The sequence below is a fragment of the Bacillus sp. AP8 genome (genome assembly GCF_000321185.1).
Taxonomy (GTDB): domain Bacteria; phylum Bacillota; class Bacilli; order Bacillales; family DSM-1321; genus Bacillus_AD; species Bacillus_AD massilioanorexius.
Genome location: NZ_CAPG01000069.1, coordinates 25,594 through 32,014 on the forward strand (window position 1 = coordinate 25,594; position 6,421 = coordinate 32,014).

Here is a 6,421-nt window from a genome sequence, read left to right on the forward strand (position 1 = left end):
AGTGTTAAGCATAGGTGCGCTTCATATATAATCAATATATAAACTAGTTCCTTTCCTAGAAAAGAAACGGATGAATTAATCCGTGTGCTAATCACATATGCTGATATAAGATTTTTCCAATTAAGTTCCATATAAAAAGTCCCCGAAGGATTTTTAATACAGGAAACATAAAAAAGCAGCGCCCAAAAAGAGGGCAACTGCCTTATTTCAATACAAGTTCTGCGACACACTCCACATGCGAAGTTTGCGGGAACATGTCAACTGGTTGAATATTCTTCACTTTATAAAGTTTACTTAATTCCTGTACATCTTTCGCTAATGTAGAAGGATTACATGATACATAAATGATTTTTTTAGATTTCGCTCGTAAAATCGTAGTTAATAATGATTGATTGCAACCACTTCTTGGAGGATCAACTATTAAAACGTCTGGTTTCCACCCCTCTTTAATCCAACGAGGTAAGACATTCTCCGCTTTACCTACTTCATATTTCACATTCTTTTTCCCATGACGAGCTGCGTTTTGCTTCGCATCATCAATGGACTCTTTAATAACATCCATGCCACGTACTTCTTTTGCCTCATCGCTTAACCAAAGACCAATTGTTCCAACTCCACAATAGGCATCCACAACATTTTCATTTCCTGTTAGAGCAGCCGCTTTTTTCACTTCATCGTATAATTTTACAGTTTGAATTGGATTTAATTGAAAAAACGTACGTGCCGACAATTCATATGCTAAATCACCAAGTGTTTCTTTAATAATATTTTCACCAGCTAAATGAATGGATTTTTCTCCAAAAATTAACGAAGTATCTTTTTTGTTTACATTTTGAATAATGGACTTTACTTCTGGGTGTTTATCCATAATCATATTTATCAACTGGTTTTTCTTTGGTAATTTTTCTGAAACTGTGACAATTACTACTTGAACCTCATCTGTAGAAAAACCAGTACGTACAATAATCGTTTTAACTATGCCTGATTTCTTCTTTTCATTATAAATAGGTACACCTAGTTCCTGTAATGCTTTTTTCACAGTGACTGTTACTTCATTACAAGCTGGATGCTGAACAATACATTCTGGGATATCGATTAAGCGATGAGAGTTTAATGCATAAAGACCTGCAATAACTTTCCCATCCTTTTCACCTACTTGGAACTGACTCTTATTACGATAATGCCACGGCTTGTCCATACCTATCGTTTCTTGAATTTTTAAATCATCCATTTTATATGATGTATATCTTTCAAAAGCTTGCTTCACAATATCTTGCTTTTCTTTAAGCTGCTCGGCATAATCTAAGTGCTGAATTTGACAGCCTCCACATTGATCATATACAGGGCAAGGTGGGTTCACACGATGCTTTGATGCTTTTCGTATCTTTTTAACTTTTGCTTCAGCAAATTTAGGATGTACTTTCGTTACTTCAGCGACAACTTCTTCTCCTGGAAGAGCCCACGGGATAAATACTACACCCCTTTTAAAATAACCAACACCTTCGCCATTTATCCCTAGTCTTTTTATTGTTAATGGAAATGTTTGTCCAAGACTTAACGTCATTTCTTGTTGTTTTTTCATTTATTTTCACTCCGTTTTTCTGTGCTACGCCATAAATATAAGGAAGCATAGCTTAAATAAGGCTCCCATTGTTTACTATATGACAGCATTTGATCGATAGTAGGTTTTTCGGGTAAATGTAATATATTTTTAATAGCATTTTGAATTCCAATATCCGCTTTTGGGAAAATATTAGTACGACCTAATGCGAACAATAGAAAACTTTCAGCTGTCCATTTCCCTATTCCTCTTACCCTCGTTAAGATTTCAATTACTTCTTCATCGTTTACATTCAGTAAGCCTTCTAAATCTAAATTTCCTTGTACAATCTCATTAGCAAGACCAATTACATATTCAGCTTTTCTTCCACTAAACTGCAATTCTTTTAATTCTTCAACTGTTAATTTTGCTACTTTTTCTGGCTTGGGATAGAACCAAACTCCATCTATTTTTTCACCATAGGTTTGCACAAATCTAGTTGTTAGCACATAAGCAAATTTCAAGTTTAACTGTTGATGAATAATGGACTTAGTTAAGCTACCAAAGTAGTCAAAATCTAATACAATCGCTGTTCCACGATGAATCTCAAACAGACTTTTCAATGTGGTATCTTTAAAATGCTGCTCTATATTCGCTAATGGTATATGCCAATGAAATATTCTACTTATTCTCTGCATCACCTTATCTTTTGTTTGTTGAGCTGGACCACTTATTTCAAAAGCTGGCTGATTGATTGTTCCGATCGCTGTAATTGTAATTATTTCTGGATTTCCATCTATATATAAGGGAACTTTTATAGTTCTTTCATCCATATTTATTGTTTGCAATGGATCTAGAGATAATCGATCTAATACCGCTTCAAAATGATAGGGTGCAGAAACGTTTTTTATTTCCTTCCACATATAGATGTACTCCTTCCAATCTTTTACGTATTATAACACTTTTATAAGAGTTATTTTACTAAGAAATGAAAATACATAGTGATCTCCAAAAGGATTATAGTGATGTATTTTTTAAAATTTTATAAAAAATTACTATTAAATTCACAATTCCCTTTTTCCTCTTTTTTATACTTAACAATAGGAAGTCATACACTTCACAAGTTAGTCGATGCAACTATCTAAATAACAGAAATGAGGAATGAACAATGGAAAATATTGTAGTAAGCTATTTCAACATTGAGAGTGAAGCTTATCAAGCCTTATCTGATTTAAAAAAACTAAGTACTTTTGATGAAAAAATTACTTTTTCACAAGTAGCGATATTAAAAAAAGTAGATGGACAAATATTGTTTAAAGATGGATTTGATACGGGAAAACAAACCATCGATGACACTTGGAAAGGTGGTTTAATCGGTGGATTAGTCGGTATTCTTGGTGGTCCAGTAGGCGTTTTATTAGGATTAGGTCTGGGTTCCGTTATAGGGGCTGCCATTGATTCTACGGACGTAGAGGAAGAAGATAGCCTACTAGCATCCGTTACATCTCGATTAAAAGATGGTGATGTTGTTATTATGGCAGTTGTTCAGGAAGAGACAGAAGCTTCTTATGATCGAACAATCGAGCCTTATGACGCCGTAACTGTTCGCTATGATGCTAGCTTTATTCAAGAAGAAGTTGAACATGCTAACGAACTACAAAAAGAGCTTGAAAGACAGACAAAAGAGAAAATAAAAGAAAAGCGCACAGAATCAAGACAAGCAAAAGTCGCTGAATATAAAGCCAAAATTAAAAATGAGTTTTTAGAAATAAAACAAAAAATGGGACAAAAAAAATAAAGCAAAGAAAAAAAGGAGGCTGGTGCTTCCTTTTTTCTTTGCTTAGCTATTACATTCCTAAATTGTTCATCTCTCTTTTCATAATTAGATCATCTATACTTTTAAATACATAACCTTGCTTTTTCAAATCCACAATCACTCGATCTAGTGCATCCGCATTATCTTTTGAAATTGTATGAATGAGCATGATAGCTCCCGGATGTACTTGTCTCATGATATTATCATACGCATAACCGGGTCCCTTTTGTGCTTTCACATCCCAATCCTTATACGCTAATGACCAAAAAATATGTACATAACCGGCTTTATTTGCTATTTCAATCGTTCTTTCACTAAAAATCCCTCGAGGAGGTCTCAAGTACTGCATCCCTGTTTGACCAGTTAATTCTTCAGTCTTTTTTCGAACAGAATTTAATTCGTCAACAATTTTATCCTTAGATAATGTGGTTAAATCAGGATGGTGCCAAGAATGATTTCCAATAAGATGTCCTTCTTTTACCATTCTTTTAGCAAGTTCAGGTGCTGATTCTAAATAATGACCCGTAACAAAAAAGATTCCTGGTACTTTATGTTTTTTTAACACATCTAAAAATTGTCCTGTATACCCATTTTCATAGCCGTTATCAAAGGTTATATACAAAACTTTTTCGTTGGTCTCATCCTTATATACGGCACCATGATTATTAACAATAGCATTTAACTCTGCACCAGCATCAGCAGGAACACCATTTTTACTTTTGACGAACCCCCATCCATAAGGCTTATTTGAGAGTTCAGCCGAAGTAATATTTACGAAAGAAAAACTGATAATAATTGAAAGTAATATCACGCATGCTTTTTTCATAATTTACAATCCTTTCTCCTAACAGTCATATGATTATTATTTGAAAAGAATAGAAAATCATGAGTACAATTCAATGTATTTTATTTTTAACTGTGGCATTTTCCTTTATCCATCTAACTCTCTCCATTTTTTCAAAAAAGAAATTAGATAAAAACCAACAAAATAATCTGATGTCTAGACACAAAAAAGAGGGTGTCCCCAAAAACATGATTTGGTTGGGTACCCTCTTCCTTTGTATCCTTTATTTATATTTTTCATTTTATAATATAGGAGCAAAAATATTGTAAATCACCCTAATAAAGCGCGCAAAAAAACAAAACATATAAAAAAAGTTAGATAAAGCGAAGAGGCCACTCAAAAGTGAGTTTTTATCATTTTTGAGAACGGCCCCTTTCATTTATTTATGAACTATTACTAATCTATTAAAATACTCGCTCTGCAAATTCTGTTAGTTTTTCTAATGATGATTTGTCAACATCCTTATGAAGACTATTTCCATGAGAATCCATTGTAACAACCGCTTTGAAGTCTTTTACCTTTAAATGCCACATAGCTTCTGGGATACCAAATTGCATTAGATCTACACCTTCAACAGACTTAATGCAGTCCGCATAGTATTGTGCAGCTCCACCGATTGCATTTAAATATACTCCACCGTGTTCTTCTAGGGCTGCTAATGTTTTTGCACCCATACCACCTTTACCCATTACAGCACGAATACCAAATTTTTTCATGATATCTCCTTGATAAGGTTCTTCACGAATACTTGTCGTTGGACCTGCTGCTTTTACATGCCATGTTCCTTCTTCATCTTTAAGCATTACTGGACCACAATGGTAAATAATTTGACCATTTAAATCGATTGGTGCATCATGATCTGATAAATATTTATGAATCGCGTCACGGCCTGTATACATCATTCCACTAATCTTAACAACATCTCCAACTTTTAAAGATCGGATTTTTTCTTCTGTAATAGGAGCTTCTAAAACGATTTCAGCAGATTCTTTTGGAGCGTCTGCACGATCTTCTTCAGTAACAAGATTAATTTTTTCTCCTTCTTGATATAACCACTCTTTAATTTCACCAGTAGTTGCATCAATATTCATTCCTAAACGACGGAATGCCCAACAGTTATAAGCAACGGACACAAAGAAGCTTGCTGGAATACGATGCATCACACCTATTTTACAGCCTAATAGTGAGGTTTCTCCTCCAAAGCCCATTGTACCAATTCCTAACTCATTCGCATGCTCCATTACATATTCTTCTAATTTACGAAGATCTTCGTTTGGATTTACATCGTCTGCACTTCTGAATAATTGAGCTTTCGCTAAATCATATCCTGATGAACGATCTCCACCAATCCCTACTCCGATAAATCCAGCGCTACATCCTTGTCCTTGCGCCTGATATACAGAATGCATAATACATTTGCGAATACCGTCTAAATCACGACCTGCGCGTCCAAGACCTTCTAATTCACATGGTAAACTATACTGAATATTTTTATTCTCACATCCGCCGCCCTTTAAGATAAGACGAGCATCGATATAATCCTTTTCCCATTGTTCAAACTTAATAACCGGTACACCTATTCCTAAGTTGTTTCCACTGTTTTCTCCCGTTAAAGAATCAACTGAGTTTGGACGCATTTTACCGTCCTTTGTAGCTTGTACCATTGCATCATAAATAGCTTGTTTTAATTCAAGTTGATTTACGCCAATTGGAGTTTTTATTTTAAAAGTCGGTAGTCCTGTATCCTGACATATTGGTGATACATTTTCATCGGCCATATTGATATTTTCCGCAATTGTAGCTAGACTCATTGCTGAGCGTGTACCAGCAATTTCTTTTTTCTTTGCTTGTTGTAAAGCACGTCTAACATCCTTTGGCAAGTTTGTTGAAGTTTCCACAATTAGCTGATACATGCTTTGTTGAAATGTTTCGGTATTCATGTATAGTTCCCCCTTATGATACTATGCTTTCACCTTATTAATAGAAAGTTGACACTTTTCACTAAATTTTATTATACGCTCCAATACTAATTTGGAAAAGCAATATGAAGAGAAAGTTCATTTCTTAAGAAAAGCGCAAGCACCTCGTTCAGTCCCGACCAACATTAGATAAACAGACTAGATGTTCTTTAACCTTCTGGACGGATTGGCTTATTACCTCGAGGAGTTATATGCTGAAGCTAGACATTGTTACAGGTTCCTTTCTAATTACGTAAAGAGGC

General features: G+C 34.6%; 5 protein-coding genes. 1 reads left to right on the top strand and 4 read right to left on the bottom strand.

Going from position 1 to position 6,421, the window contains the following annotated elements; translation table 11 throughout:
* Window positions 1-202: 202 nt before the first annotated feature.
* Window positions 203-1,582, bottom strand: coding sequence for a 23S rRNA (uracil(1939)-C(5))-methyltransferase RlmD (gene rlmD / locus BN349_RS16540; RefSeq protein ID WP_019243447.1), 1,380 nt, complete (start codon window positions 1,580-1,582; stop codon window positions 203-205).
* Window positions 1,579-2,463, bottom strand: coding sequence for a DNA-3-methyladenine glycosylase family protein (locus BN349_RS16545; protein WP_019243448.1), 885 nt, complete (start codon window positions 2,461-2,463; stop codon window positions 1,579-1,581). Before BN349_RS16545 ends, rlmD begins: the two co-directional genes overlap by 4 nt.
* Window positions 2,464-2,708: 245 nt before the next feature.
* Between BN349_RS16545 and BN349_RS16550 the strand changes: the two genes are divergently transcribed.
* On the top strand, window positions 2,709-3,338 hold the full coding sequence (locus tag BN349_RS16550) for a DUF1269 domain-containing protein (RefSeq protein WP_019243449.1): 630 nt from the start codon (window positions 2,709-2,711) through the stop codon (window positions 3,336-3,338).
* Window positions 3,339-3,387: 49 nt separating this feature from the next.
* On the opposite strand, the gene pdaA is transcribed toward BN349_RS16550, so the two are convergent.
* On the bottom strand, window positions 3,388-4,182 hold the full coding sequence (gene pdaA, locus BN349_RS16555) for a delta-lactam-biosynthetic de-N-acetylase (RefSeq protein ID WP_019243450.1): 795 nt from the start codon (window positions 4,180-4,182) through the stop codon (window positions 3,388-3,390).
* A gap of 422 nt (window positions 4,183-4,604) precedes the next feature.
* Window positions 4,605-6,140, bottom strand: a complete 1,536-nt coding sequence (locus tag BN349_RS16560; protein WP_019243451.1) for a fumarate hydratase — start codon at window positions 6,138-6,140, stop codon at window positions 4,605-4,607.
* Window positions 6,141-6,421: the final 281 nt, after the last annotated feature.